Below are 25,289 nucleotides of genomic sequence, written 5' to 3' on the forward strand. Positions count from 1 at the left end.
TTTAACGGAGAGATACTATGCGAATCGTGATCATAGGCGGTGGAATCGCTGCAGCTTACATGGCCAACTCGATTTTAGAACAGGCTCCTAAGCATGAGGTGTTGATCGTATCAAAAGAATCAAATCCTCCCTACGATCGCATCCATCTGTGCTCTCTGATCAATGGTACTTCAGATATTAAAGATATTGCCCTTCCTCTTCCTCCCGGTGTCCAACTTGAACTTGATTCTGAAGTCATCCAAATAGACAAGAATGCCAAACGTATCTACACAAAAAATGCGAGTTTTAGCTATGATATCCTTATCATCGCAACCGGTTCTGATCCCAGAACCCTCTTTGATATCAAGGGTATCAAAAATGCCAGGACCTTTAGAAGTGCTGCTGACAGTGAATGTATAGCTAAATGCAGCAAAGGCAAAAATGTTGTCATGATGGGTGTAGGTCCTATTGGGCTGGAACTTCTAGACACGCTTTGCGGATTGGACGGGCCTGAGAATATCTATCTTGTCTCACGCGGTATGCATCTTTATGATAAAGCACTTACTCCTGTTGCCGTAGAGATGATGAAGAGAATTTATGAAGAGAGTGACTCCCGTGTTCATATATTGCTGGAAGAGGAGATCCTCGATAAGAAGATCGAAGGTGATGAGATCACACAGATCATCATGAAGTCACACACTATAGATAATCCTTTTGTTGTTTTTGGGGTGGGGATCTCTCCGAGTACAGATTGTGCAAAAGGGGCTGTCGATATCGACAAAGGCATCCTTGTGGATGAACATATGCGCACCTCAGATCCATACATATATGCCGTCGGCGAAGTCGCACAGATGCCCGATGGTTTTATTGCCGGTAGGGTTAGAGAATGTACCCTTCAGGCAGATGCTGCTATAGCTTCGATCTTAAAGATCGAAAGCGAGGGTTTTAAAGAGTTTGTGACGGTTGATGGACTCAAGGTAGGTTCTTTTTTACTTGCTGATGTCACCTCTACACTTTATGACCCGAAAGATAAAGCAAATGAAGAGATCGTTCTTTCCTCCAAGCAAGAACAACGTATTGATCAGTATATTATAAATAAAGATAAATTGGTCCGTTTTATCGGTATCAATACCAACGTTGATGTAATAGAGTTGAAAAAAATGATGGAAGAGGATAAAAAGGTTGATACCTCTTCTTTTTATTCCAACCGTCTTGTCAGTGAACGCGGTAGACTTATCTGCAGCTGTGCAAGCGGCTATAAGAACGACCTAGTCGATATTATCAAGACCCACTGTGTTGAGAGTTTTTCGGAACTTAAGCCCTTTAGTGAAGCTGGACGTATATGCGGACGCTGTAAGAAAGATGTGGAGCAGTTGATCATAGATACACCCGTCGATCCCGAAGAGGCACGACGTATCAAGGCGGAACGAGAAGAGAAGAAAAAGGCTGAAGAACTGGAACAAGTCCAGCGGCGTATTGACAAATATAATGCCCTGCATCCAAAGAACCAGATAGAGGGTGAGAATCTCCAAGAAGCAATCAAAGCCTTTGATCTGAAAAAGGAGTACAATAGCTGGGTCTCTATGATCACTGCGAATATGCGCCTGGGTCCGGAATATGATGATCTGGTCAGCCAGGGTCTTGAACAGTTGAACAAGATACCGATCATCTGGCTGGAACTGGCCGACTGTACAGGAAACTCGGAGGGCTTTATCAAGTCCGCTCACCCAAAAGTAGAAGACCTTATTTTGAAATATATCTCTTTGGATTATCATGAACTTCTTATGGCGGCATCAGGAGATCAATCAGAATCGGTACTTGAGAGTATTATTGATAAGGATGCAGGCAGATATATCCTGATGGTAGAGGGAGCTATTCCTTTGGGGATGGATGGAAAATTTCTGAGGATCGGACCAAAGGGCGAGACAGGACATGCTTTGCTCAAGCGTGTTGCTAAACATGCAGCGGCAGTCCTTGCTGTAGGTTCGTGTGCTTTTGACGGCGGTGTTGTAGCAGCAAAGCCCAATCCAACCGGCGCAGTAGGTGTTGCAGAGGCCTTGGGAAGGGATGATATCATCAATCTTCCAGGCTGTCCGGTTAACCCGATCAATATCGTAGGCACTTTGCTTCACTACATCATGTTCGGTGAACTTCCCAAGCTTGACGAGAAAAACCGTCCTGAATGGGCCTATGGTTTCAGGATCCATGACAATTGTGAAAGACGCGGCCATTATGAGCTCGGTGAATTTGTTGAAGAATGGGGTGATGAAGGAGCAAAAAAGGGCTGGTGTCTGTTCAAAATGGGATGCAAGGGGCCTTATGCACATCTGAACTGCTCTTTGGTAAAGTTCAATGAAGGAACAAGCTGGCCGGTGCAGGCAGGACACGGCTGTTTCGGCTGTGGACTTGGAAAGATCGCATTTGACCATTTGGCAAACCACAGGGAAGTGGACGATGAGACAAAAAAACTCTTAGAAGGTACAGGGAATAACCATGGCAAGTCGTAAAATCGTGATAGATCCGATTACAAGGATCGAAGGTCATTTGCGTATCGAGGTCGAAATCGATGAGGACAATATAGTCACTGAAGCCTGGGCTTCGGGACAGTTGTTTCGCGGTATTGAGATCATATTGAAAGGACGTGATCCTCGTGATGTCGGATTGATCGCCCAGCGTATTTGCGGGGTCTGTACCAATGTGCATTACCGTGCTTCGATCAGTGCGGTAGAAGATGCTTACAATATTGCCTTGCCGAAAAATGCAGAGATCATTAGAGATTTGGTAACACTGGCGCTTTTTATTCAGGATCATATTGTTCATTATTACCATCTGCACTCTCTTGATTATGTTGATGTGGTCTCAGCACTTGAAGCTGACCCCGAAAAAGCATCGCAAGTCGCAAAAGAATACCATGCGCACCCTTATCTGAGTTCAACTGAACATTTGAAACATGTGCAGGAAAAGCTGGACTCCTTTGTCAAAGCAGGACGGCTCGGTCTTTTTGCCAATGGCTACTGGGGTCATTCGGCCTATAAGTTCACTCCCGAAGAGAACCTTGTACATATGAGCCATTATCTCGAAGCTTTGAATATCCAGCGTGAAATGAGCAAGGCTATTGCGATCTTTGCGGGAAAAACACCGCATCCTCAAAATCTTGTGGTCGGCGGAGTGACAAGCGTGGCAGATATGCTTAATCCTCAACGGCTGAATGACTTTATGTTTATCATTAAAGATACGCGTGATTTTATAGAACGCGCTTATATCCCTGATATGAAAATGGCCGTCAAGGCTTATAAAGATGAGATCAAATCCGGTCTAGGACGGGGTAGCGGTAATTTTATGGCCGTGGGTGGTTACCGTTTTGGCAAGTCAGAACAGCTTTTTGAAGGAGGCGTGATCTATGCACATGATTTTAATACTATTGATACGTTTGATGAAACCTATATCACAGAAGAGGCCTCACGCTCCTGGTATGAACAGGATGAACCTTTATCGCCGTATGATGGAGAGACTACGCCTTTTTATACGGACCTGAATGATGACGGAAGCCTGAAGACAGAGGGTAAATACAGCTGGGTCAAGGCACCTCGCTATAAAGGAAAACCGATGGAAGTCGGACCTGTTTCACGTATGATCGTGGGCTATAGCAAAGGATCTAAGAGCATAAAACCTTATATGCAGGAGTTTATGGATGCAACAGGTCTCGAGCTTTTGGATTTTTCTACAACATTGGGACGCAATGCAGCACGCGCTGTGGAGTCTCAGATCTGTTGTGACCATATCTTTGATTTTTGCAGCGAGCTTATCGAAAATATCAAATACTATGATGAAAAGACATGGACCAAATATATTTTCGAAGCACTTCCTTTAGAGGCTAAAGGTCGTGGGATCTTTGAAGTCCCTCGCGGAGTACTGTCACATTTTGTCTCTATAGAAGATACCAAGATATCGAATTATCAGGCCGTTGTCCCAACCACATGGAACGCTTCGCCCAAGGATGCTTCAGACATCCGCGGTCCTTATGAAGAGTCACTTATCGGTATCACACTTGCCGATCCCTCTAATCCTTTGGAAGTGTTGCGGGTCGTGCATTCTTTTGATCCCTGTCTGGCATGTGCAGTGCATGTCATGGATCTAAAAGGCAATAACATTGCTCAGTATAAGATCAATGCCCCTTGCAGCATCTAAAAACGTAACTACTCTTTTAGTGATTTAAACCATTCGAGTTCATCCAATACTTCCCATGGATACTCTGCATAGCCTATCTGCCCTTTTACGGCAATATCTGCATATAAAAAACGCTCTTTCCCTGGACGGTCCAAGCCAAATTTTTCTGTGATCCATCTAGGTGTAAGCGGAAATTTGTTAGCAATGATCTGTGACAACTCTTCATCTTTCATCTCCGTGAGACTCGTATGCTGGGTATCCACAGTCACCGAAGATGGCCTGGTTTCAGCTATTACATAAGAGAGCTGTACCAGTGCCTTCTTGGATATTCCTGCTGCAACGATATGTTTGGCCAACCACCTTGCGGCATAGAGTGCTGTACGATCCACTTTTGAATAATCCTTAGAGCTTTGTGATCCTCCTCCTATAGGTGCATATCCGCCATAAGTATCACAGACCACTTTTCTGCCTGTCAAACCGGAGTCTGCAATAGGTGAATGCTGTACAAATCTGCCCGTATTATTGATATAGAACTCTATACGTTCCTCATTAAAATGCCCTGCTTCAAACTTTACGTTCTCTGTAATGATCTTTTTGACTAAACGCTTTACTTCGTCTTGTGCAATATCTTTGTTATGGGCAATAGCCACGATGATCTTTGCAATACGCTGAGGCATGCAATGATCAAAGTTCTCTTTGGTTTCGTAGTCCATGACCACTTGTGTTTTCATATCGACACCGAATGTCTCGGGATGTTCGAGCGCATAGGCATAGAGTACATCTCTTATCTCTCTGGCATAAGCAAAGGCACTGGGCATATGATCCGCTCTTTCACTGCTGGCATACCCAAACATCATTCCCTGGTCCCCCGCCCCTATCTCATGATCGGCTTTCTCTACTCCCATCGTGATATCCGGTGACTGTGTACTGACATAGACATGTACCTCTGCCTCATCAGGGAAAAAAGTTTCACCTCTCTCAAACCCTGCTTCAGGATATCCTATATTTTTGAGTGCTTTGATAGCGATCTCTTCATAAAATGCAGTATCAACAGGAACTTTGGTTCTCACTTCACCGCCTATAATGACATACTTTCCGCTGATAAATACTTCTGTAGCTACTTTAGCATCAGGGTCACGTTGCAGCAGCGTATCTACGATGCTGTCCGCAATAATATCCGCACACTTGTCAGGATGGCCTGCTGAAACAGACTCTGAAGCAAAAAGATACATCATTTTCCTTTTATTTATTCTTTACCTGTTCTTATCATAACAAACAATACATTAGCGTGTACTTTCATCTTTTACCTTCTATCGCTTTGATAAATAACTCTCTGTTCTTCTCATTGTGAAATATAAAATACACCTCTATATCCTTGTTTTCTGCCAAAAATTGACTTACCTCTTTATGTGCTATCAATGCAGCTTTCTCTTTAGGATAACCGTATATACCTGTAGAAATGGCCGGGAAAGCAACATCCCTACACCCTAATGAGTAAGCCAGTTCAAGTGACTTTCTATAACAAGAAGCCAACAGCTCTGCACACTGCTCGCCGCATTGATGATAGATCGGTCCTACCGTATGGATGACATAGGTTGAAGGTAAGTTTCCCGCACTTGTGGCTACAGCTTCTCCCGTAGGCAAACCGTCAGGATAGCTCTCCTGACGTATCTTTTGACATGCTTCCAGGATTACAGATCCCCCTGCTCTGTGGATAGCACCATCTACACCGCCACCGCCCATAAGAGAACTGTTTGCCGCATTCACGATCGCACAAACATGCTCTTTTGTTATATCACCTGTTTTGAGAATGATCCTATCCATTTTTTTGCCTTTAAAAAAGATTTATCCTATAATATCATAAAGTAAGGAGCAGATTTATATGACAGAGATTGGGAAGAGTCTTATCTTTATTGGTGTTGTGATCATCATCATAGGTACTGTTCTACTCTTTAGTGACAGGCTTCCTTTTAACCTTGGCAGGCTTCCCGGCGATATCTCCTATAAAAAAGAAAACTTCTCTTTTTACTTTCCGATCACAACCTCTATCTTGATCAGTATTTTTTTATCACTTCTGTTTTATCTCTTCAGCAGGTTTTTTAGATGATACGATCTCTGATGCCGTAAGCGTATCATTACAATAAGGAAAGCTATGGAAACCCTCTCTATACTCACAGTGACCAAAGCCTTAGGTGGATTAGGACTTTTTCTGCTCGGTATGATCGTCATGACAGAGGGACTACACGCTTTAGCGGGAGATACGATAAGAAATGCTTTAATGCGTTTTACCAAAAGTCCCTATTCCGGTGCTGCAACTGGTGCGATCAGTACCGCACTGCTCCAGTCTTCAAGTGCCACAACCGTAGCAGCCGTTGGATTTGTGGCAGCTGGTCTGATGAGCTTTTCAGAGACGCTGGGCATTATATTCGGTGCGAACATAGGAACCACGATCACAGGCTGGATGGTTGCGCTCTTAGGCTTTAAACTCCACCTTGGAACGATCGTACTGCCCGTGATACTTATGGGTGTACTTTTCAAACTTTTTTTTAAAGATAAAATTGCTTCTTTTGGGTATGCATCAGCTGGATTTGGTCTCATCTTTGTAGGAATATCCGTTATGCAGGAGAGTATGAGCGGTTTTGAGGGTATCATCACTCCTGAACATCTACCTTCCGGTTCATGGATAGACATATTGAAGCTGGTAGGATTGGGGATACTTGCGACACTCATCACCCAGTCTTCCAGTGCCGGTGTTGCAGCCACACTGACAGCACTCTATGCCAATGCGATCCATTTTGAACAAGCTGCCGCACTGGTTATCGGTATGGATGTCGGAACCACTGTCACTGCGTTAATGGCAACGGTCGGCGGCTCTGTGAACGTTCGTAGAACAGGATTCTCACACGTTATCTATAATCTCTTTACTGCCATGATGGCACTTTTACTAATCACCCCATATATCTATTTATGGAATACTCTGCTACCGGGTTATTTGCATCAGCATGCAGAAATAGCACTGGTCGCATTTCACTCCTCCTTTAATATACTGGGCGTCCTCATCGTCCTGCCCTTTACCCATCATTTTGCACATCTTATGGAAGAGATCATCCCGTCAAAAGAACCGGTATATACAGAGAAACTGGATAAAAAACTTCTTAAAGAACCGCATTTGGCACTGGAAGCCGCCCGTATCTCAGCCCAAGATCAGTTCACCGCACTGCTTCGACATATAAACTTTATACTAGGAGATACTGCCTATGGTAAAAAATGTGACCTTACATTATTGAAATCAGCACTCGACAAGACATACCAATATGTGGATGAGATTAATCCAAAGCAGGAAAAAGATGCAAGATGGAAAGAGTTGATCTCACTCATACATTTGATCGATCATGCACAGAGGCTTCATGAACGCTGTGAAGAGGAGGAGTACAGAGCCATACTCGTACAACAATCTCCGGATTTATATACAGAAGATCAAAAACTTATCAGTGTGAACAATGAGGTCATCGATGCACTATCGTCTAAAAGATTTTCTGATGCTAAGAAGATTGCCCGAACCAATGAAAAACAAATTGGAAAATCCATGCTCACTTATAGAAACCTTATCGCAGAAAAAATGGCCAATGATGAAATCACTATACCTTCAGGTAGAAAAAAACTTGAATCGGCAAGATGGATGACTCGCGTGACGCACCATATATCCCGTATTACCTATCATATGGAAAAGGCTGTTTTGTATACTGCAAAGTAGTCATTTGTCTGTCAAATATTGAAGTTATCTTAGCTTATATTTCTTAGTGTTATAATACTTGAACAAGGAGAACTCTATGCCCAAATCACACAAAATCGTATTTGCCATATATATCGTAGTTTGGACTATCATGGCAATCGATCCAAAATATCCTCAGGACTGGTTGCTTGAAAATCTATTGGTATTCATTTTTTTCCCTTTTATTGTTTTAATGGATAAAAAATATCACTATACTTTGCCAAGTCTTGTATTACTTCTCATTTTTGCGAGTCTGCACTCTTTAGGATCACACTATACCTATGCTGAGATGGAACACTTCAATGTCATCACACATTTTTTTGGATTTGAAAGAAACCATTTTGATCGTTTGGTACATTTTCTCTTTGGACTTCTTGTGTTTAGAATCTTGTTTGAGATGATCAGTACTTCAACGATGACACTAAAAACTGCTCTACTGTTTACATTGACAATGGTGATTTCCATTTCCACTTTTTATGAAATGCTTGAGTGGTTGGCAGCAGTGATCCTTCACCCAGAACTTGGTATGGCTTTTTTAGGCACGCAGGGAGATGTCTGGGATGCACACAAAGATACCGCCTTGGCCATGACTGGTGCTTTGATCAATATGTTTTTTTATCAAAGCTATAAGCAGTTATGGCTATTGAAAAAAGGATAAGATCTATATCTAAAAAGGCTTTTGATTATAAGCCCAATTGTTTTTTCTTGTATTTGACAATGCGTCCATCATCATCTGCAAGATAGACGTTACCATTCGTATCAAAAGCTATACCTTCCCAGGCTCCCTTCCCCAATTTAACTTTTTGTACGATGTTCTTCTTTTGAAGGTCATATTTGATCAAAAGGTCTTCTTTGTCACTCACCATATATAGATAGCCCTCATGATATGTCAGTCCTGCTGTATCTGCAACACGATGTTCTATCACATCAACGACCTTTGAAGGGTAAGGTATCAATCTAACCACAGCGATGAAAGATTTCTTTTTCTTTTTGGATTGTCTGGCCAGATACACATGATCGCCTACTTTCGCTATGGCCTCTACCCCTGACCTTTTATTAAATAAAGAGAGTTTTTTCCCATGATACATGGTATGCAAAGGAATTTCCTTCTTTTCACCTGTGTGAGTGTCAACGATCAACACTCCTTTATTTTCAATCGCAAAGATCATCTCTCTGTCTTCACAGATGACACCTTCAAGATCATACTTTCCCAACTTCATTTTTTGGAGTATCTTTCCTTTTCGGCTGATCTTGTAGTACGTACCTTCATCATTGGCAACAACTAATGTATCATCACTGATGCAGTGACTGATCCCTGAAGCTTCCGGGATATGTGCGATCACTTTTCCCTTGGGAGCTGCACAGGCACACACCAAGAATGCAAAAGGTAGCCAAAAATAATATTTCATATATGGCAACCGAATTCCATGCCGAGTTTCAACAGCTCCGGGTTTATCTGGTATTTTTTAAACGCAACATCTTCTATCTTTTTATGATTGAATCCACCGTTATCATAACAGATAACAGAACTCTTATTCCCTTCAAGCAAACCATCTATCGCTTGTGTAACAAAATGAAAAGCCATAAGGCGGTCATACACGGTAGGATTCCCACCGCGTTGTATGTGACCCAAGACTGTAATACGGGACTCTATACCTATCTCCTCTTTAAACCACTCTGCAACTTGTTCAGAGTTTTTCAAAGATTCGGATACCACAGCGATAAAATACTTTCTGCCCCCTATCCTCTGTTTTTGAAAACATGCTTTATAATCTTCCAGTTCATAGGGAATTTCCGGTATCAGACACATCTCCGCCCCTGAGGTCAGTGCCGAGACAAGTGCCAGGTATCCACACTCTCTTCCCATCGCTTCTATCACAAATGCACGGCTGAATGAGGATGCCGTATCTCTGATAGAGTCTATGGCAGATTTAATGATATTGAGTGCTGTATCTACCCCAAGACAGTACTCTGTCCCGGCGATATCATTATCGATGGTAGCTGGAATACCGGCGAAACTTAACCCTTCACTCTCGTCACTCAATGCCTGCATCCCTTTAAAAGAACCATCCCCGCCCAAAACGACCAAATATCCTATGTTGTGTGATTTGAGGTTATCGATTGCCTGTTTGCGATATGAACGCTCCATAAAACGTTTTGAACGTGAAGTGTGTATCTTGGTACCTCCTCTGGAAATAATACCTGCAACATCACGGTAACCTGCCTCATAGATGTTGTTATCTATCAACCCTTCAAAACCATGTTCAACAAAATAGGGTCTAAGTCCTTTTCCAATGCTGTATTCAACAAAACGCTTTAGGGCAGCATTCATTCCTGAAACATCACCACCCGAACAGAGTATGGCTATATTTTTCATCACATACCTTTTATAAATAATTATAAAAAATTATACCATGAAAAAATATTCAAAGTAATTCGGTTAAAAAATATGTATAATAATCATAGAGGTACCTGTATGAAAAAAAAGTCCAATGATTATTCTGACACATTAAAACAGATCAAAGCAATCATCAACGATGCATCCTATGAAATTGCCGAGGAAGATAAAAATTTTATCTATTCTGATGAGGCCAGAGGCGTAAGACTTCAGCTTGACTATCTCAAAGCAGAGGTCAAGATGCAAAAGCAAGGTGTAGACCATACGATCGTTGTCTTTGGCAGTGCACGCATTGTTGAGTTCGATACGGCAATGAAAGAACTCAAAAAAATAGAAAAAGAGTTGGAGAGTTCACCGCATTCAGACTCACTTCTTCTTGCACTTAAAAAAGCAGAAAGCATGGTAAGAAAAAGTGTTTACTATGATGAGGCTCGAAATTTTGGCCAACTGGTAGGTCAAAGTGGTAAAAATCCGGAAGATGCACACGTCACCTTGATGACAGGAGGCGGACCGGGTATTATGGAAGCAGCCAACCGTGGAGCATCCGATGTAGGTGCCAAATCCATAGGTCTCAATATCGAACTTTCGCATGAACAGTTCCCCAACCCATATATCACACCCGAACTCTGTTTCCAGTTTCGATATTTTGCTATGCGTAAACTCCACTTCATGCAGCGGGCCAAAGCACTGGTTGTCTTTCCCGGCGGATTTGGTACCATGGATGAACTCTTCGAAGTATTGACCCTAATACAAACAAAAAAAACACCCCCTATTCCTATTATTCTACTTGGCAAAGAGTACTGGAACCGCATGATCGATTTTGAATTTTTACTCGAGGAGGATGCCATTGAGCCTCATGATCTGGATATCGTAACGTATGTTGATAATGCAGAAGAAGCATGGAAAGCCATCATCCAATGGCACAAGAAAAATAAAACCCCTCTCTTTTAAACACGCCCATAAAACAAAAAGCACCATTACGCTATAATCGCGGCAATACTATTTATGATGGACAAAAAATGAGCGAAACGACTAAAAAAGGCTACGATCCTAAAGCCACTGAAGATACATACTACAAGATCTGGGAAGAGCGCGGATATTTTGAAATAGACGGAAACAAAACGATCCAAGAAGAAGGCAAAAACTTTGCAATCATGATGCCGCCACCAAATGTCACAGGAAGTCTGCATATCGGTCACGCATTAACATTTACACTTCAGGACATCATTACCCGTTACAAGCGTATGGATGGATTTAAAACACTCTGGCAACCGGGGACCGACCATGCCGGTATCGCAACACAAAATGTCGTAGAGAAACAACTCTTGGCAGAAGGAACGACCAAAGAGGCACTGGGTAGAGAAGCTTTCCTTGAGAGAGTATGGAAGTGGAAAGAGTACTCAGGCGGTACGATCGTTCACCAGATGAGAAAGCTTGGGGTTTCACCTGCTTGGAGCAGAGAGCGTTTCACCATGGATGAAGGTCTTAAAGAGGCGGTAAAAGAAGCATTTGTACACCTTTATAACGAAGGTATGATCGTACAGAATAACTATATGGTCAACTGGTGTACACATGACGGTGCACTCTCGGACATCGAAGTGGAGCACGAAGAGGTAAACGGTAAGTTTTATCATATGAACTACCATTTTGCTGATGGAAGCGGACATGTGACCGTAGCAACAACTAGACCTGAAACCTATTTTGGTGATACGGCTATCATGGTTCACCCTGATGATGAACGCTATAAAGAGATCATCGGTAAAGAGGTGATCCTACCGCTTACTGATAGAAAGATAAAGATCATTGCTGATGCGCATGTTGATATGGAGTTTGGTACAGGTATCGTAAAAGTAACCCCTGCACACGACCAGAATGATTACGAAGTAGGTAAACGTCATGACCTGGAATTCATTACGGTCTTTGATGAAAAAGGTATCCTCAACGAATACTGCGGTGATTTTGCAGGCATGGAGAGACTTGAAGCAAGAAAACCGATCGTAGAAAAACTGGAAGCGGAAGGCTACATCGTCAAGATCGAAGATCACCAACACCAGGTAGGACACTGCTACAGATGTAAGAATATCGTGGAACCATACATCTCCAAACAGTGGTTCGTTAGAAGTGAAGTCGCTAAGAAATCTATCGAAAAGACCTATGCGGGAGAAGCACAGTTCCATCCTCCTCACTGGCTTAACTCTTACAGAGCATGGATGGATGAGCTAAGAGACTGGTGTATCTCAAGACAGCTTTGGTGGGGACATCGTATCCCTGTATTTTACTGTGATGCATGCGGTCATCAGTGGGCTGACAAACACGACAACCCGGAAGCATGCCCTCACTGTTCAAGCACAGAGATCCACCAGGACCCTGATGTACTGGATACGTGGTTCTCTTCTGCACTTTGGGCCTTCTCTCCACTTGGCTGGGGGAATAACGGTAAGATGGAAGGAACATACAACGACAGTGACCTGGCTGACTTCTACCCGAACTCGCTACTGATCACAGGGTTTGATATCATGTTTTTCTGGGTAGCGCGTATGATGATGATGGGGGAACACTTCAGAGGTGAGCTTCCGTTCAAAGATATCTATATGCATGCGCTTGTTCGTGATGAACATGGAGCCAAGATGAGTAAGTCCAAAGGTAACGTTATTGACCCGCTTGATATGGTTGAAGAGCACTCTGCGGATATTATCAGGTTTACACTGGCATTCCTTGCAGTACAGGGACGTGATATTAAGCTTGGTGCAAAGAACCTTGAACAGTTCAGGAACTTTACCAACAAGCTCTATAATGCGAGTAATTTTCTGCAGATGAATGTAGATACGTTTGCTGACCTGAAAGATATAGAGATCACTACGCCGCTTGGTAAATATATGCAAAGCCGTCTCTCTCGTGCAGTGGAAGAGGTACGTGAAACGCTGGAAACCTATAAATTCAACGAAGCAGCAACTGCACTCTACCGTTTTGTTTGGAATGAATTCTGTGACTGGGGTATCGAGTACTCTAAAGCAAGTAAGGAGTCTATCGCAGAACTTGGTGCGATCTTCAAAGAGACGCTTAAGATGGTCTCTCCTTTCATGCCGTTCATCTCTGAGTATCTCTACCATAAACTTTCCGGTACTGAGCTGGAAAGCGGTAACTCAGTGATGGTGATGAACTTCCCGAAAGAGGTTCAACAAGATGCGAATGCCGAAGCGACGTTTGCTATCATCGAAGAGGCCATCACTGCGATAAGAAGAGCCAAAGTCATTATCGATATGGGTAACTCAAAGATCGCCAAAGCGTATGTAAAACTTGGAACAAATATCGATACGGATGTGGCAAAGCCGTTTATCCAGAAACTGGCAAAGGTAGAAGAGATCGAATTTGTAGATGCAAAAGTAGAAAATTCGGTAACAGATGTATCGGATAACCTTGAAGTCTATATTCCGACTGAAGAGATCGACTTGAGTGCGATTATCGGCAAGCTCAGTAAACAAAAAGAGAAACTGGAGAAAGAGATACAAAAACTCAGTGGTATGCTCAATAATGAAAAATTCGTGGCCAATGCACCGGAACATGTCATTACAGAGAACAAAAAAGCGTTAGAGGATGCAGAGGCCAAAATGGAAAAAGTTCAAAATGAACTTACAGGGTTTGGTGCATAATGACTCCTCTAGCACAAGAAGCGTACAACGCATTACTCGCAAAAGAATACGATAAGGCTCTTGAACTCTACACTGCTTTGGAAAAACAGAAAGACCCTGTCTCCTACTATTACCTGGGGTACCTCTATTTTAGAGGTCTTGGCGTAAATCAGGACACGAAAAAAGCCTTTGACTACTACCTCGATTCTGCAACCAGAGAAGTCCCTTTGGCACAATTTGAAGTAGCATTGATGTTGGAAAATGGAGAAGGCTGTGAAAAAAATGAGTCAGAAGCAGCCTTCTGGTATGAAGAAGCGGCAAAAAGAGGCAACATAGATGCCTTTAACAATTTGGGTGCCATGTACAAAGAGGGCCGTGGTGTCTACCAGGATTACAAAAAAGCATTCATACTCTTCCATAAAGCAGCACAGGCGGGTAATGCCAAAGCCCAGTTTAATCTTGGTGCACTTTATGATATGGGATTAGGCTGTGAAGAGGACAAAGAAAAAGCCATAGAGTGGTGTAGAAAAGCTGCCTATCAAGGCCATGAGATGGCAAAAGGTATCATTAAACGTATGCAGCAGGACGGGCAGATCGTTTTTTAGATCACCATCAATTCTTACTACTTTCATAAAAAATATATCGAAGAAAAATTTATACATTATTTATGCAGGATGCTTAAGCACCCTGCATAGTCATATTATAGAGCTTGGATATCTATATCCTGAGTTTCTTTTACGTTTTCTGTTATAACAACATCTTGAACAGTACCAAGCACAATTGGGTTTTCACCATTCACATCAAACTCTACTACAACAAGGTCGTATGTACCAGCAGCCAACCATGCCAATGTATACTTACCATCCGTTGCATCACTGCTTGTTGCTGCATTAGCGAAATCATTTGCTTTCTCATCAGCTTCAATAAAAGTGTCATTCGCATAAGCATAGACAATTACTGTAGTGTTTCCGTCAACATTAGCTACTGTTCCGGATACTTCACCTACTTGAGAGTTATCAACGATCTTGATAGTTGGTTTGAGTTTATATCCTTTATTTTCAAGTACAAGTGATTTTCTTAGATCAAAATCTGCAGTAATATTGATATCTCCACCTGCAGGAACAACAAACCCACCTACAACTTTTTCTATCTGACTAGGAACAGTCAATGTTTCGTTAATATCTCCTGCCAATTCAATAAATGTTTTAGCTGGATTAATGATAAAACGTATTTGATTGATTCTACCAACAGGGAGTTCAGTCTGAGCTGTAAGCAGTGTACTATTTCCATCTTGTAGGTCAAGAAGGTTGATCACTCTGGTTTCATTAAGCTCTTCTACCACCCACTGAGATCCTGCAGGTTTATAGTGTACTGCATCAAAAGCTACATGTACACCCAGTACATTCTCATCATCAACCGGTGCATCCGTGATGTTCATTGTCGCTGTTCCTGAAGTAATATCTGATGTGCTACCGCCGCCACATCCTGTAATAAATGTCATAAGTGTGAACGATACTATCATACCGATCAGAGTGTGAAATCTTTTCATAAATATCCTTGTGTCATTGAATGTTGCAGTTTCACAAAAGAAATAAATTCATTTTGGTAGTCTGGCGATCTTAGTGTTAAGACCCATGACTTTCCGTCCTTGCTTCACAGCAAGTTTGGCACAACAAAATAGGGTTGAATAAATAATATTTGAAGTTAAAACAGGTAGAGAAAAGACAGCATCGTACATCATACACTCGTATGGTATTTGGCAACCTGGCGATCTTACTTCATAAGACCCATGGCTTTCCGTCCTTGCTTCACAACAAGTTTGGCACAACAAATAGTATTTAAAATATCTCTTAAACGTATAAAACGTGCTTATTATATAAGATAATTGATTAAATAGCTCTTGAGTAGGGAAAGATACGAATGAAGATATACCTGAAAGTATCATGTGGTGTAGATCAAGATCTATTTATTGAATTCCCCACTTTTAACAAGTGGGGATTGTCTGCCTAAGGGAGTGTAGTTAATATTGTTTCGTCCGTAATATCTTGCGTTGTTGTTTCACCTGGCAATACAACGATATCATTCAAGTATCCTAAGATGTCTTTAAATGTACCATTAACATCCTGTGAAGTGACTACAAGATCATATGTACCTATAGTGAGCCATGGCAACGTATAGCTTCCATCTGTAGCATCCGTACTTAAAATTGCTTTCCCAAAATTATTGGTTGCATTTGATTCATTAGAATCCCAGCTTCCATCTTCATAAGCATAAACAATTACAGATGAAACATTTTCATCTAGATTCAATGTCATTGTACCATTGATCTCACCTACTTCTATATTATCAATGATCTTGATAGTAGGATTTAACTTATAGGTAACGTTTACATTCTTCTTAACATTTCCGGTCACAGTCACAGATTTTCTTACATCAAAGTCTGCTGTAACATTCACCGTTCCACCTGCTGGTATCGTAAATCCTCCGATTGCTTTGTATCCTGTTTGATCACCGCTTGGAACTTCTAAAGGTTGCATACCTCCGACTACCAGATCAACATAACACTCATTTGTGTTGATTACAAAACGTACATGATCTATCTCTCCTGCTGGTAACTCAACTTTATTTAAAAGTGTCGTGTTTCCGTCTTGCAGATCAAGTAAATTAATGGTTCTTGATTCATTCAGGTCCACATCTTTCCACCCCTCACTGCTATCTGCATATTGGTAACGTATCGCATCAAAAGTAACATACACACCTTTTACGTTTTTATCATCCGTAGGTGCATCTGTAAGACGTAGAGCAACTGTCCCTGTACTGGCGGTACTATCAGTAGTATCATTAATGATATCACTTCCACATCCGGAGATGAGTGTCATAAGTGTGAACGATAGAAGTATACCGATCAGAGTGTGAAATCTTTTCATAAATATCCTTTTTAATTGGATGTTGCACAAAAGAAGTAAATTCATTTTGGCAGCCTGGCGATCTTCCTATTGAAGACCCATAGCTTTCCGTCCTTGCTTCACAACAAGTTTGGCACAACAAAATAAGTTTGAATTAAATAGAATTTGCAGGCAGCACAAGTAGAAAAAGCACAACAATACACGGGTATTGTTATTTGGCAACCTGGCGATCTTAGAGCTAAGACCCATGGCTTTCCGTCCTTGCTTCACAACAAGTTTGGCACAACAAATAATATTTAAGAATCTCTTTCCTATATAACATGACCATTATATATAATGAAAAATTAGATACATCTTTAATGATCTAAATTATGAAATGGAGATAAAAATCTAAGAATTTCAGTAACTATTTTAAAAATTGTTCAGTAAATTCTTCTGCATCAACAGCTTTGGAGAAATGATACCCTTGATACCTAAGTTTTGGATCTAGTTCTTTAAGCATCTCTTGTTGATGTGCATTTTCAATACCTTCTATAACAATGTTATAGTCGAATTGTCGTCCTATATCCAAGATACTTGAAATAAGATGTACTTCTTTAGGGGCGGTTTCTATATTTTTTATAAATTCTTTATCTATTTTCAATGTATGGAATGAAAGCTTCTTGAGATAAGATAAAGAAGAGTAGCCTATACCAAAATCATCAATGGCACATCTAACTCCTTCTCTACGTAATTCATTAATGACATCTTCAGTATTATCAAAATTATCGATCAGTGATCTTTCTGTGATCTCTATCATAATGTCTTGAGTCTTCAGTCCATACTCTGCTAACTTTTTCAGGAATTCTCTAGCAAAATCATGTTCTACAAATTGCTGTGCATTGACATTCATCGAAATATACTCAAGGTTCCATCTATTCTCTTTTTTCCACTGAGATATATGCTGACATACATTGTCAAGAACCCACCATGTAATATGTGAAAGTAGTCCCGCTTTAATGGCCAATGGTATAAAATCCTGTGGTGACAAGAATCCTCTAGTCGGATGTTCCCAACGTATAAGTGCTTCAGCAGAACTCACGACATTACCATCAATAGAAACTACGGGTTGATACATAAGACCCAACTGATCTTTTTTGACTGCATAGGCCAGATCATGCTGAAGTATAAAGAGCTCTTTTTGTTGTTTATCCAAAGATGAATCATAATATGCAACATGTCCATTCTCTATCTTTGCCTGATACATAGAGAGATCAGCATATCTTATGATCTCGTCGGTATTTGTATAAGTAGGTTCCATAAGAACAATTCCTATACTTGATTTGATATGTAAATGCATCTCTTGTATAATAAATGGTTCTATGAACAGATCCTGTATCTCACGGGAAAACTCTTCAGCTTCTTTATGTGCTATATTTTTATCTTCTGATACATGTGGAATGATAACGATAAACTCATCTCCCCCTAATCTGCTTACCATACGATCATCTCCTAAAAGATAGGTCAAACGTTTTGAAACCGCAAGCAATACATCATCCCCAACTTGATGCCCCAAAGAGTCATTAATGCTTTTAAACTGATTAAGGTCAAGATAAAAAAGTATGGAAAAATGCGTTTGATGTTCTACACTCGTTACAAGCTGCTCAATATAGTTCCTAAAACCTCTACGGTTAAACAAACCGGTAAGTACATCATGCTGCACCATATATTCAAGTTCTGTTAAGGCAACATGTTCATTCGTTTTATCCTCTATCATACCTACGCCGCCCAAAATATTATTATCCAAGTCAGTAAAAGAAAACATTTTTGCATCTATCCAAAACGACTTGTTCTTAAGAGATATATAAGGACCTTCATAGGACTCTGTACCCTCAGTAATGGCCCTTTCTAATACTTTTACTATATCTCTGTCCGGAAGCAGATGAAGATCCATTCCTATGAGTTCACCTTGATCATATTCAAATAGTTTATTTAACTGTTCATTACACTCCAATACCTTTAGATCTTTATCATAGGTAAAGATACCAAGCGGTGCATTTTTAAAGAGACTGTTTAAAAGCATATGTTCCGATTGCAAGACATTAAAAGCATTTTTTTGTTGATACATATTATAGAGATTGATCACTTGTGCAAGAAAATACAGGATCAATGAAATTGTAAGTACGATATGCAAAGGTGTATCATAAAGAAATGCCATAGTAGAAATAAGAGGCAGTAAAAGAATAGCTGAATACATGATGTTCAGCCGTGCATCTACCGATAAAGAGACTGTAGAACCTAAAGAGAGGCCTACGAGCACTGCAACGATATAAAGTTGATAGTAGTGATCCACCTGATGGATAAAAATAAAACCTAATGTTGAGAAAATAAGTGCAGTCAATATGGCATTAAAGACAAATTTCTTATACCATAAGGCCATAGAGTATTTTTTAGGATTATGTTTAAAGCTATAGGCAGAATAAAGTCTATATCCCATCAAAAGCATCAAACTCAGTGCCCATGCCAGAATAGTTCCATCAAGTATTGGGTATAAAGCGATCATGATTAAAATAGCTAACAATATAATAACCAGGAGTGCTCTGGTTGAAAGTGTATAGAGTGCGATGATCACAGAGTCATCAACCGTTTGAAGCTCTTTTATTGACAAGAATAATCTTTTTAAATTCATACAGCATTGTAGCATGAAACCCTAACAACTTGAGTATATTTTATGCTATTTTAAAATTCATTTCCTGTTTTAATGATATCCAGCCCAAAACGTGCTCTTAACGCATGTATATTCTGATGTAACTGTTTTGCTTTGCTGTCTTCATTAAAGTCTATCAATGAAAGTGTCTTGAGGTTGAGTGAAGCAAAATTTGAAACATTCAATGTCAGTTTTATGGCCCCTTTATTGGGCTGGACTATCTCTTCATACATCTCTGAAAGCATGGACTTAAAAAGTGTTTCAGAGAATACTCTATCTACCGTCAAAGTCTTTTTTACTTTGGTACCATATTCATACCCTATCTTCATATAATAGCTTGTAGGGTTCACCTCCATTGCCATCACCATATAGATAATATGCCTTGCCATGATCATAATACGTCTCTTTATCTCATCACGGTCATGTATAGCATCAAACGTACGGCTGATACCTATGGACTTCCTCTCCCCTCTGCTGCTGATACCTTCATTGTCTGTTCCTGTCACACGTCTGTAAAGTTGAATGCCGGGTTTTTTCCATGATGCAAAAAGTGTTTTATGCCGTTTTATATCACCCAGTGTAGAGATATAATGTGCTTCAAGCCTCTTTTGAAATCCTTTTCCTATACCCGGAAACTCTTTGATAGGAATCTTTTCTATATAGGCATCTATATCTTTCACCTCATACACACCGTAAGGCTTGGCGGATTCTGTTGCCAATTTAGCGATCCATTTTGCTTTTGCAATGCCTATAGAAACAGGAATGTCAAAATCTTCCAGTATCTTTGCCTGTAACTCTTGAGCAAAAGCATACACCTCTTCATCTTTCTTCCATCCGCTGACATCTCCGAAAAACTCATCGATGCTGTACTGCTCTACCTGAGGTATATGTGCAAATATAAATGCATGTATCTTATGAGAGAGTTTGTGATAGAGCGGATAATTAGAAGGCACCACCGTTAACTGGGGACAAAGCTGTAAGGCCTGAGAAATGGGCATGGCTGTCTTCACTCCGTATACCCTGGCCTCATAACTTGCAGTGGTCACGATGCCCCGTATCTTTTTCTTTCCTTCAATCTCATCTACAAAGTAAGACGCGAATGTTTTCTTTTTATCATTGTAGAACACAGGTGCTACAAAAGCACCAGAGTTGTCATTCATAAGCCTTATATGAGTACGTTTTTTGTTAAATATCTCAAGATTACTGCGAGATCCGACACACATAGGTATACCTTTGAGTTTATGGTCCACACTCCGTTCAGCAGAAGCAAAGAAACTGTCTATATCGATATGCAAAAACAAAGGTTCAGCCTCCATAAAAATATATATCTCAATTATATCGATCGTAAAAATTCATCTTCAAATATATGACATATTGTCATACTTGTTCTTTATAATGATAAGATTAATGCAACAACACTACTTGTTCAATATAATTTATCATAAGATAAAGTTTTACTTAACACTCACTTAACACTTATACAATAAAATTAAAATGGATTGTTTTATAACAATCCATAGGGGGAGATATTAGAATACTAATATCTAATGGTGGACACTCAGTGTCTTAACAACATTAGACTAAAAGGAAGAAGAATGAAGTTAAATGTTAAATCATTAATGCTTGTGCTGGGTACAGGTATTATGTTTTCATTAAGCGGATGTGGTGGTGGCAGCAGCACATCCACGGTAACAACAGATAGTGCACCAGCAACGGAGATAACCTATACTGGCACTGATGGTAGTACACGTACAGCTGCAATAAACCCAGGTGATGCAGAAGTATTAGCTGGTCAAGGATATCAACATACACTCTTTGACACTGCTGTAGATAAATGTCAGCATTGTCATAATGAACTTTTTGATTCATGGAAAACATCTATGCACTCAAAATCATGGAGTGACAAGATATTCCAATCAAAACATCAGGATTTCTTGAGAACACATATTGCTAAAATAGGTGCTCAAAATATAGCTGATGATGTAAACTACACAACTGGAACACTTGGTAAAGTTGGTAAAACATGTGCAAAATGTCATGCACCTGCTGCCATTTATTCTAATGACTACAATCTTACAGTTTCAGAAATTACTGGTGTTAATTATACAGATCTTAATAAAACTGAATGGGCATCTTTGAAAGATGCACTTGAAAATAATACAGTTAGTGATGCTTTAGGAAATCCAAATCCATCATATACACCTCATGAACCAACAACTGTTGTTTCAATAGGTAAAGATAAAAAACTATATTCTGCAACATATCATATTGGTCATGAAAACAATCGCGAGGGAATTAGCTGTGCCACATGTCACAGTATTGAAACAGTTCGTATGATGACAGATGAAACATATATTAAAGATGGTGTAGTTGGTACTGGTGGAGATGGGGGTATTTATACTTTAGCTGCAGACATGAGAGGTAATGTGATTGGGCCAATTGTACAAGAAGCTATTAATCCTTTAGGTTATTCTCCTGATGCCTCTGAAAGAGATATGAATATCTTCTTCAAGCTAGTAGGTCCAGAAAAGTATGCAGATGTTGCGAATTCACCACATGAAACATCAGAATATGATGTAAATAAAAAAGCTGATGGACGTTACACATTCCGTGGAATAGATGAAGACAATAGTACAAATGGTGGTAAAACACATTATACAGGAGGACCATTCTATGGACCATTTGGAGTAACTGGTCTTGATAATTCAAATGCTGATGATGACACGAACCGTAGTGCACAAGTAAATCCATATTATGACAAAGAGGAGAACAATCACTTTGGCAATAATGGAAAAGCACTTTGTTTAAGTTGTCACCAACGTTCTGCAGGAGCAATTGTTCCAGGAACAAACCCAGCAGAGTTTATGGAGCTTTGTACAACATGGACTGCAGTAAGTAATGGAGATGATACAAATGCAAATGATTCTGTCTACTCTCCGAAATGTCAAAAGTGTCATATGCCACGTGTTGATGAAGAGTTTGTACTACACCAATGGGCTAAACCAACTACACTTTTCACACAGGAGTTCATGGCTGCAAATAATAAAACAGCATTAACACCAAGTTTTGACCCAGATGACATGACTGCTATCGATAACCCAGTTAGAGATAAATGGATGAATGATCACGCATTTGTTGGAGGTAATAAACTTGGCGCACCTAACTCTGGAGCTAAGTTCCAAAGTGGGTTTGACTCTTCACTTATAGTTGAAGATAAAGGGAATGGTGGTCTACAAGTCAAGACTGTACTACGTAACAAAACTGCTCATATGTTCCCAGGAGCACATCCAATGCGTCGTGTACTAACTCGAGTTATCGTAACTGACAGTAATGGAGTTGAGCAAAATGTCTCTATTGCGCATGCAACATCTAAATATGGTGATATTTCTAACAATGTTGTCACAGGTGATGCAACAGATACTATCAGTGAGCATGGTGATGCAGTAGTTGATGTTTGGTACAATTCAGATAGAGTTATCTCATACCAAGGTAAGGCAGATGAATTAGTTAATACTGAAGTTTATTCTCAAGACTTCAATGGTTCAAAACCTATCCTAATTGGCGTTGATGGTACTGTTAAAAATCAAATTGTAACAGATACAAATGTCATTAAAGGTAATGTATTTAATGCTGCGATCATTGATCTTACAGAATATGATAGTAGATTCACTCGAATTTATGGTAGACAAACAGGTAAATACTTCGATCTTACAACTGGTGCACCTACAAGTCCTTCGACTCCAGGCGCTGCATATATCGTAAGACCTGGTTTTGATTCAAATATAGTACCTGATCAGTATGATAACCGTCTACAACCAAATGAACGTGAAGAATATACAATTAACTATAATGGATTAGCCGCTGGAGACTATTCAGTTACATTTAAAGTCTATTACATGCTAAAAGGTGCTAATGGTCAATTCCCTGAAGCTCAAGATGGATGGCTTGACCCTGTAGTAAATGAAGCTAAGAAATTTATTATTAGAGAAATGGACAGTCATACTGAAACAGTGACTGTTACTGACGCTCCGATATAAATATAAATACAGTATCTCCTAAAAGGAGATGCTGTTTTATCCATATAAACTCTCTCATATATCAGACAGAGACTTCTTAACAATCATTTTTTTTAATTCTTTCACATAAAATTCTATTTGAAACTACTACTGATAATCTAATTCAATTAGATCAATTAATTGATAATATTTCTAGAAATTTTTATTTATAAAATAAAGTGGAGTTAAAAGATTTTGATTTAGACATGTAAGAACTAAAAAAGTAAAGGTGAAACACCTATATCTTTACGTATGTCTAGGTTTAACTACGGAATAAAAAAAGCCAAAACAGTGCCGACAGTTATCAACAAATACGCACCGATGGACCATAACTCAATGATAGTAGGCACTTCCTGTACACCAAGAAAGTTACTGATCGACATACCGCCATAGAAGTAAAATAAAAAATAGCTAATCGCAAACCCCAGTATGTAAGGGACAAAGACAATACCCAAAAGTAATGAAATTTCGGCATTTTGTTTGAAAAGGTCAGACAATTCATTTTTTAGTGTGGACCTAGGAGCCGTATTTATACTGTTGTCACGGTTATTCAAAAGTATTGTCTTTTGCTTAGAAGAAGGATCTTTAGCAGCTTCCTCTTTCATATCCTCTAAAAGTTTATCTTGATTCTCTTTTGATGCTTCAGTAAGCTCACCCCAGTCTAAATTTTCTTCTTCTATCGTCTCTTCTCTTACGTACATGATTATCCTCTAATGTAGGTATTGCACCTTTAAAAACTCTCTTAAAATGTAATGCATTATTTGATATATCCGTTTTTGTTAGAATAAAAAGGAAAGAAAAATGTATACATAACAGATATCTATCAGTATGTAGCAACCTGGCGATCTTGATCTACAAGACCCATAGTTTTCCGTCCCTGCTTCACAACAAGTTTGGCCCATTCAATGATATTAAAAATAGCTTTTCGTCATTGATTATATTGGATATTTAATTAAACAACTCTTACATACGATACAAGTACCAAGGGCAGTCACAAAGTAAATCATTATATTTAAAATCTGTTATTTTTACACTATTGATCACACTATCATCTGGGTACAATGCAAATATATTTCATATCTACACTTGCCCTTATTATTTTTTAAAAAAATAGACACCTATTCCTATTCTTTATAATATATTGTATAATATCAAGAAGGAAGGGAGCTGTATGATAGAGATGATTAAAAAACTGTTTGGTAAGAAAAAAGAACAGCCTGATGTTCCAAATCCTCCTGGAAGAACGTTCAACAGAGTGCTCACAGGTAGATATTTTGGCTTGGAAGATGAAAATGCTGATAGAGATGCCATTGCCAAAGCAAAGCAGGAAAAGATAGACCAGATCAAAGAACTGAAACTGGTACCAATGTTTAAAAGGTACACTTACGCCAGTAAAAAGAAAAAAGACTTTAATGCTGAAAAGAATCATCCTACATCTGTTCATGTTGCATTTCAAAAAGAGGTGTTTGCCGAAAATTGGAACATGGTGCATGTCACAGAAATTTCATTCACCGTATTATATGCTGATTTTGAAGAATTTGAAAAAATGGCAGGTGTGAGTCTCCACAATGACTTTAGAGACCTATCATCCACAACATTCAATGGAAAAGAGAGAAGAAAAGAAAAAAGAGAAGTATAAGACGTTCTAGGGAATCTGCGCCTTCTCTATGACACTTTTATTTCTGGGCATCTCTTAT

Annotated in this window: 19 protein-coding genes and 5 riboswitches; of the genes, 10 read left to right on the plus strand and 9 right to left on the minus strand. The window is 39.8% G+C overall.

Annotation, left to right across the window (positions count from 1 at the left end):
• Positions 1 to 17: 17 nt before the first annotated feature.
• Both MN086_RS06040 and MN086_RS06045 read left to right on the plus strand, forming a co-directional pair.
• Complete coding sequence (locus MN086_RS06040; RefSeq protein ID WP_248575117.1) at positions 18 to 2,486, plus strand: hydrogenase small subunit; 2,469 nt, start codon at positions 18 to 20, stop codon at positions 2,484 to 2,486.
• The gene (locus MN086_RS06045) at positions 2,473 to 4,167 is read left to right on the plus strand and encodes a nickel-dependent hydrogenase large subunit (RefSeq protein WP_248575118.1); all 1,695 of its coding nucleotides are present in this window, start codon (positions 2,473 to 2,475) and stop codon (positions 4,165 to 4,167) included. The genes MN086_RS06040 and MN086_RS06045 overlap by 14 nt, the downstream gene beginning before the upstream one ends.
• A gap of 8 nt (positions 4,168 to 4,175) precedes the next feature.
• Here the strand turns inward: MN086_RS06045 and metK are convergent, their stop codons facing one another.
• Positions 4,176 to 5,378: a methionine adenosyltransferase gene (gene metK, locus MN086_RS06050; RefSeq protein ID WP_248575119.1), complete on the minus strand. Its 1,203-nt coding sequence runs from the start codon at positions 5,376 to 5,378 to the stop codon at positions 4,176 to 4,178.
• Positions 5,379 to 5,442: 64 nt separating this feature from the next.
• Positions 5,443 to 5,970, minus strand: coding sequence for an O-acetyl-ADP-ribose deacetylase (locus tag MN086_RS06055; protein WP_248575120.1), 528 nt, complete (start codon positions 5,968 to 5,970; stop codon positions 5,443 to 5,445).
• 58 nt (positions 5,971 to 6,028) lie between these two features.
• Between MN086_RS06055 and MN086_RS06060 the strand changes: the two genes are divergently transcribed.
• From MN086_RS06060 to MN086_RS06070, 3 genes are all read left to right on the plus strand, one after another.
• Positions 6,029 to 6,253, plus strand: coding sequence for a DUF2905 domain-containing protein (locus tag MN086_RS06060; RefSeq protein WP_248575121.1), 225 nt, complete (start codon positions 6,029 to 6,031; stop codon positions 6,251 to 6,253).
• Positions 6,254 to 6,298: 45 nt separating this feature from the next.
• On the plus strand, positions 6,299 to 7,900 hold the full coding sequence (locus MN086_RS06065; protein WP_248575122.1) for a Na/Pi cotransporter family protein: 1,602 nt from the start codon (positions 6,299 to 6,301) through the stop codon (positions 7,898 to 7,900).
• Between the two features lie 76 nt (positions 7,901 to 7,976).
• The gene (locus tag MN086_RS06070; RefSeq protein ID WP_248575123.1) at positions 7,977 to 8,576 is read left to right on the plus strand and encodes a DUF2238 domain-containing protein; all 600 of its coding nucleotides are present in this window, start codon (positions 7,977 to 7,979) and stop codon (positions 8,574 to 8,576) included.
• 25 nt (positions 8,577 to 8,601) lie between these two features.
• Here MN086_RS06070 and MN086_RS06075 read toward each other — a convergent pair whose 3' ends face one another.
• Both MN086_RS06075 and MN086_RS06080 read right to left on the minus strand, forming a co-directional pair.
• Positions 8,602 to 9,327, minus strand: a complete 726-nt coding sequence (locus tag MN086_RS06075; protein WP_248575124.1) for an SdiA-regulated domain-containing protein — start codon at positions 9,325 to 9,327, stop codon at positions 8,602 to 8,604.
• Positions 9,324 to 10,295 (minus strand): 6-phosphofructokinase, encoded by a 972-nt coding sequence (locus MN086_RS06080; RefSeq protein WP_248575125.1) that lies wholly within the window; start codon positions 10,293 to 10,295, stop codon positions 9,324 to 9,326. The genes MN086_RS06075 and MN086_RS06080 overlap by 4 nt, the downstream gene beginning before the upstream one ends.
• 99 nt (positions 10,296 to 10,394) lie before the next feature.
• On the opposite strand from MN086_RS06080, the gene MN086_RS06085 reads away from it, so the two are divergent.
• The 3 genes from MN086_RS06085 to MN086_RS06095 all read left to right on the plus strand — a co-directional run bounded on the left by MN086_RS06085 (position 10,395) and on the right by MN086_RS06095 (position 14,550).
• Positions 10,395 to 11,267 carry a TIGR00730 family Rossman fold protein gene (locus MN086_RS06085; protein ID WP_248575126.1) on the plus strand — a complete coding sequence of 291 codons (873 nt, stop codon included), beginning with the start codon at positions 10,395 to 10,397 and terminating at the stop codon, positions 11,265 to 11,267.
• A 68-nt stretch (positions 11,268 to 11,335) separates the two neighbouring features.
• Positions 11,336 to 13,966, plus strand: a complete 2,631-nt coding sequence (locus tag MN086_RS06090) for a valine--tRNA ligase (protein ID WP_248575127.1) — start codon at positions 11,336 to 11,338, stop codon at positions 13,964 to 13,966.
• On the plus strand, positions 13,966 to 14,550 hold the full coding sequence (locus tag MN086_RS06095; protein ID WP_248575128.1) for a tetratricopeptide repeat protein: 585 nt from the start codon (positions 13,966 to 13,968) through the stop codon (positions 14,548 to 14,550). The genes MN086_RS06090 and MN086_RS06095 overlap by 1 nt, the downstream gene beginning before the upstream one ends.
• Positions 14,551 to 14,645: 95 nt before the next feature.
• Here the strand turns inward: MN086_RS06095 and MN086_RS06100 are convergent, their stop codons facing one another.
• The 4 genes from MN086_RS06100 to MN086_RS06115 form a co-directional block, all read right to left on the minus strand.
• Complete coding sequence (locus MN086_RS06100) at positions 14,646 to 15,494, minus strand: DUF4382 domain-containing protein (RefSeq protein ID WP_248575129.1); 849 nt, start codon at positions 15,492 to 15,494, stop codon at positions 14,646 to 14,648.
• A 52-nt stretch (positions 15,495 to 15,546) separates the two neighbouring features.
• Positions 15,547 to 15,624: riboswitch (cyclic di-GMP riboswitch) on the minus strand.
• 76 nt (positions 15,625 to 15,700) lie between these two features.
• Positions 15,701 to 15,779, minus strand: a riboswitch (cyclic di-GMP riboswitch).
• Positions 15,780 to 15,951: 172 nt separating this feature from the next.
• Positions 15,952 to 16,872 (minus strand): DUF4382 domain-containing protein, encoded by a 921-nt coding sequence (locus tag MN086_RS06105; RefSeq protein ID WP_248575130.1) that lies wholly within the window; start codon positions 16,870 to 16,872, stop codon positions 15,952 to 15,954.
• Positions 16,873 to 16,917: 45 nt separating this feature from the next.
• Positions 16,918 to 16,996, minus strand: a riboswitch (cyclic di-GMP riboswitch).
• Positions 16,997 to 17,065: 69 nt separating this feature from the next.
• Positions 17,066 to 17,143: riboswitch (cyclic di-GMP riboswitch) on the minus strand.
• Positions 17,144 to 17,257: 114 nt separating this feature from the next.
• Positions 17,258 to 19,498 carry an EAL domain-containing protein gene (locus MN086_RS06110; RefSeq protein WP_248575131.1) on the minus strand — a complete coding sequence of 747 codons (2,241 nt, stop codon included), beginning with the start codon at positions 19,496 to 19,498 and terminating at the stop codon, positions 17,258 to 17,260.
• Positions 19,499 to 19,569: 71 nt separating this feature from the next.
• Positions 19,570 to 20,838, minus strand: a complete 1,269-nt coding sequence (locus MN086_RS06115; protein WP_248575132.1) for a DNA polymerase IV — start codon at positions 20,836 to 20,838, stop codon at positions 19,570 to 19,572.
• A 294-nt stretch (positions 20,839 to 21,132) separates the two neighbouring features.
• Here MN086_RS06115 and MN086_RS06120 point away from each other — a divergent pair, with 294 nt between their 5' ends.
• Complete coding sequence (locus MN086_RS06120) at positions 21,133 to 23,574, plus strand: multiheme c-type cytochrome (protein WP_248575133.1); 2,442 nt, start codon at positions 21,133 to 21,135, stop codon at positions 23,572 to 23,574.
• 284 nt (positions 23,575 to 23,858) lie between these two features.
• Here MN086_RS06120 and MN086_RS06125 read toward each other — a convergent pair whose 3' ends face one another.
• Positions 23,859 to 24,293, minus strand: a complete 435-nt coding sequence (locus MN086_RS06125; RefSeq protein ID WP_248575134.1) for a hypothetical protein — start codon at positions 24,291 to 24,293, stop codon at positions 23,859 to 23,861.
• A gap of 128 nt (positions 24,294 to 24,421) precedes the next feature.
• A riboswitch (cyclic di-GMP riboswitch) is annotated at positions 24,422 to 24,500 on the minus strand.
• Between the two features lie 263 nt (positions 24,501 to 24,763).
• Here MN086_RS06125 and MN086_RS06130 point away from each other — a divergent pair.
• Positions 24,764 to 25,231: a hypothetical protein gene (locus MN086_RS06130; protein ID WP_248575135.1), complete on the plus strand. Its 468-nt coding sequence runs from the start codon at positions 24,764 to 24,766 to the stop codon at positions 25,229 to 25,231.
• Positions 25,232 to 25,289: the final 58 nt, after the last annotated feature.

Source organism: Sulfurovum sp. XGS-02 (assembly GCF_023213175.1).
Classification (GTDB): domain Bacteria; phylum Campylobacterota; class Campylobacteria; order Campylobacterales; family Sulfurovaceae; genus Sulfurovum.